The sequence below is a fragment of the Pseudoduganella sp. RAF53_2 genome, from assembly GCF_052113985.1.
Classification (GTDB): domain Bacteria; phylum Pseudomonadota; class Gammaproteobacteria; order Burkholderiales; family Burkholderiaceae_D; genus Rugamonas.
Window position 1 is genome coordinate 1 of record NZ_JBFRDW010000526.1, and the last position, 4336, is coordinate 4336.

General features: G+C 58.4%; 3 protein-coding genes. 1 reads left to right on the plus strand and 2 read right to left on the minus strand.

The genetic code is table 11. The features are described from left to right. Nucleotides 1–358, minus strand: a 358-nt coding sequence (locus AB4Z11_RS24575) for a RidA family protein (RefSeq protein WP_442028345.1), incomplete at its 3' end; no start/stop codon positions are given. Between the two features lie 109 nt (nt 359–467). Between AB4Z11_RS24575 and AB4Z11_RS24580 the strand changes: the two genes are divergently transcribed. Beyond that, complete coding sequence (locus tag AB4Z11_RS24580; RefSeq protein ID WP_442028347.1) at nt 468–1163, plus strand: helix-turn-helix transcriptional regulator; 696 nt, start codon at nt 468–470, stop codon at nt 1161–1163. A gap of 7 nt (nt 1164–1170) precedes the next feature. Here the strand turns inward: AB4Z11_RS24580 and AB4Z11_RS24585 are convergent. Then, nucleotides 1171–4336, minus strand: a 3166-nt coding sequence (locus AB4Z11_RS24585; RefSeq protein ID WP_442028349.1) for an NACHT domain-containing protein, incomplete at its 5' end; no start/stop codon positions are given.

A 4336-nucleotide genomic window follows, 5' to 3' on the forward strand; every position in this document is an offset into this window, starting at 1 on the left:
GTCCCGGCTTGAAGTAGCCCACATAGATCTTATTGAAATCGCCCCACTTGCTCATATCCGCCATCATGACCGTGCACTTGACGACATCGTCCATGGAGAGATTCATGCCCTTCAACACGGCGGCGATATTGTCCATCGCCTTGCGCGACTGGGCTTCGAAGCCGCCGGGCACAAGTCCCTTGTCGTCCGTGCCCATCTGGCCGGACAAATGGATGTAATCGCCGGCCCGCACCGCCAGCGTGAACGGGCGCGTTGGCGGATTGCCCTCGTTGTAATACTCCAGCGGCGCCGCGCCCGCGACGCCTGGCAGTGCGAGCGCCATGGCGCCGAGCATCTTCTTGTAGTGCCTGCGTTTCATATTGTCTCCTCCAGTCGCGGTCGATTATAGGCAAGCTTGCATCGAATGAGTAAACAATTTGTTGAAGCAAGCCTTCCTGTTAGAATTCTTAAACATTTTGTTGAATCCAATGAAAACAAAAATCCAGATCGAACGCGAAGCCGTCATTAGTGCCCTGCACCAGGTTGTGCCCATGCTGGCCGCGATGGCCGGGCCGCATCTTGAGGTGGTGCTGCATGACGTCAGCCGCCCTGCCAACTCGGTGATCGCCATCGCCAACGGCCACATCTCGGGCCGCGGAATCGGCAGCTCTGTGCTGGAAGGTCCGCGCGAAGACCGCGGCTTTGCAGCAGCCACGCGCGTGGTGTCGTCCGAGGGGGCGGTACACAGCATTGTGGACGACTACGAGACCGTGACGGCATCGGGGCGCAAACTGAAATCGGCTTCCGCGATCTTCCGCGACGCCGACGGCATGCCCTTCGCTACGTTATGCCTGAACGCGGACATGTCAGCGTTTCAGGCCACCCACGCCTGGCTGACACAAATGCTGGCGCCATTGCAGCAAGCCGTCGCGGTGCCCTCGGCACCAGCTACGCCGCCAGGCGCGCAGCAACTGGATACGCTGATGCATGAAATTATCGGCAACGCCGTGCCGCCGGGAGAAATGAAGCGCGAGCAGAAGATCCAGGCCGTGCGCGAAATGCAGCGGCGCGGCCTGTTCATCGTCAAAGGCGGCGTGCAGCGCGCAGCAGTTGCGCTTCAAGTTTCGCGCTTCACGATCTACAACTACATGGAAGAACTTCGCCAGCGCGAGGAACGGCGTTAACTGCCGTTCAGACGCGCACCCTCTCTCTGGCCTCAAGGACACTGCGGAACGCTTCGGTGCTCTTCAAGACATCTTCCGTCCCCAGCTCATAACGCATTCCGTATTGCCGTTCCAGCCTGGCCAGCTTCTCTTTTACCAGGCCTCGCACTTCGGCCGCCGAACGCACCGCACGATGGCGCGCTTCGAGTATCAACTCCAGACGCTGCTCGACACCCGCGCCGAGGATGAAGTAGCGCAACAGACCCTCGCCAAGCAGGCCTCTGAACTTTTCGCTTTTGGCCAAATCCCACAGCCGGTCCGCAACTTCCTTGTCGGCATTGGCGCCGTTCATGGCGGCCAACAGGGCCTCGCGGTGGGATGCATGCAGCGCCTCCCAAAGCCTGATGTCCGCGCGGCAAAGATACTGATGCGCTGTATCGCCAAGCGCCTGCACGGGACCTACGAAGCGCTCAAAGGTCAACAAGCTGGCGTGGTCGGCGACAAGCCAGTGCCTGAACCAGTCCGGAAAACGCTGTTCGACATCGAGCGCTTGAAGGATCTYGACGCCGAGGTTCTCGCGCAAACCCAGTGCAATCGAAACTGCCCGATACACAATCGCCCGGTCGTAAGCATCCAGCGCTGCCCTGCGGCTCTGTTTCATATCATCGGCAGCAGAGAGGACTTGTTCACTTAACTTCCGGTTACCGACATGCCCCCAGTAATGTGCGCAGCGCAGAATGAACATGCTTTCACTCGCCCATACCGGTTCTCGCACAGTGCCGTCCATGCCTGCGCCGGCTGCATAAATGCTGAGGCCTGACGTCAGGCGAAGCTGGTTTTCCTCTACCCATGCGACCAAGTCCTGCCGGTTCACCCGCAAAACGCGGTTCTCGATGTGATCGACGCAAAACAATTTATACCAATGACTGAGCGGGTCGCTGTCTTTACCAAGCCGTTCATACAATTCAATCAGGCAGTTAATGCCCAGTTCAAGATCATCGCGCGAGCCATAGTATTTGTGCGCTACCAGCTTGCTGACGCAACGATGCGCCCGTGCACTGTCACGCACAAGTAAATCGACAAGGCGCAGCTCGTCTAAACAGATATCGACATACCCTGCGTCGTAGAGATATTGCTGAATGCTGACGTCCCGATCTAGCAGCTCGAAGAAAGGCTTAAGGCTAGCCGGGCGGGAAATGAGACAGCCCAACAGCAGCTTGAATGCATCACGGCCGAAGCTGATCACCAATTCGCCGAGCCTTGCGCCAAACGGCGTCAGATCACACTGTGCCAGATAATGCGCAGCAAAGTATTCATGGAAGGTCGGATGCGCAAACTCGATTCCCTGCTCGGCATTCAGAGGATCAGTGCTCGCCCTCACGAAAGGGAGCTCTTTAAGCTGATCGACAAAGTTTTCCTCCTCCAGCAACTCCTGGTCGATGCGTCCAATCGTTTTTCCAGCGCGCGTCAGGCTCTCAAAGCACAGGCGCTCAAATCGTTCGCGCCATGCGAGATCCTGCAATACAGCGCTGCCACCATGATCATCGCCGAAGCGGCTGTCGTACTTTGCCTGCGCCACGTCCGAGATGAGCGCCTCGAACAAGTCTGCCCTGGTGCGAATGATGGGCGAGTAACCGGTGCGCTCATCCGACAGCCTGCGGATATAAATGGACAATGCCATCGCCAGCAGCAGCGGGTTGGATTGTATGGCTTCCACGCTGACGTCCTGCGAGGCACCCTGGCCGCCGGTCCTGTTCAACCAGTCGAAGAAACTGGACGCCTTCAACGCTTCCGAATCCTTGTACTTCTTCAGCTGCTTCAGTATGTCCAGCCAGCTCTGGCAATAATCCCGAACATCCTGCAGATCGGGTGGCGCAAGCGACAGGACGGACGCGGGATCGGGTACGCAGCCCCTTCCAAATGTCTCTTCCCAATCGAAGGCCATCAGTTCATTATGGCCCGGTCTCGACGACAGTAACAGGTAGGTGAATTCGCTACCCATCTTCTTCAGCCAGCGGCCCAGCAAAGTCAGGTTCACCGCCTCGGAAGGCGCCAGCTGATCGTATCCGTCGACGTACAGGGAAATGCGAAAACGCGTGAACAGCGCCGCCAAACGGGATGTAGATAAGGAGGGCTCGTTGGCGCCTGTGCCAATCAGTTCCTCAATCACAGCGATATAGGCGCCATCATGCTCATCGTCTATGCTATCGGGCAGCGTACGCAGCTTGGCCGCGTCGCGCTGGAGATCGATGAATACCGGGAACCCCAGCCGATGCCCGGCGCCGCCGGCGCGCCACAATTGCTCGACATGCGAGTTGTACAGATACTCAATCAGCGTCGATTTTCCTGCGCCTGCTGGGCCGCGCATGATCCTGATGGTCGGCAGCTGCTCGCCCTCGCCCGGCCTGGCCCATGGCACGACAATCGACAGCTCGCGTACCACTTGCACATTGCGATAGGTGCCGCAGCGTAGCGGAATTGGCGAGATCAGGCTCGCCATTTTGCTGTCGCTAGATGGCGTAAGCTGAAACACGCCACACTGCCGCCCTTTGGCATTGACCGCCTCTCGCAGCAAACTTACCCAGCGATTTTGCGAAACCGGCCGATCGCGCCGGACTGCCGCAACATACTCCTGCAACACATAAGACCAGGGGTCCAGCACGAAACCGGGCTCCCATAGCTCCGATACGGTCTGCGTGTGTTCGAGCGAGCGTTTCCCCAGATCAGGCAGGTGAAGGTGCTTCAGCAGGCGGGGCACCAAGCAAGACGAGGCCAGTCGTTGCAGGGCCAGTTCATTTGGCGGCGCTGCAAGTTCGTTGGGGGCGGCGATAGTCAGCAGAATCGCTGCGGCGACACCACACTCCTGTACTGCCGTCTTGCCATCAGTGCCGGCGATGACATTGACGATTGTCAGGTCGCCGTGAACGAGCGAGTGATATCGCATCACGGACGTCCCGCTTGTTAAAGGCTGATATGGCCACTCGCGTTGGTAGCCATACTCCGGCGCTGCCAGATATTCGGCGACGGCCTGCTCATCCAGCCTCGCCGATTTCGAACCGACGATGATGACCTTGTCCGGTGGATGCGCCGCGCCTTTCGTAATGTTATCGAGCGATTTGAATGCGAGGACAAATTTGTCGAACGGCGATGCGCTGGTCCATTTACATTCGGCGATGAGATGGGTTCTTGTGGAA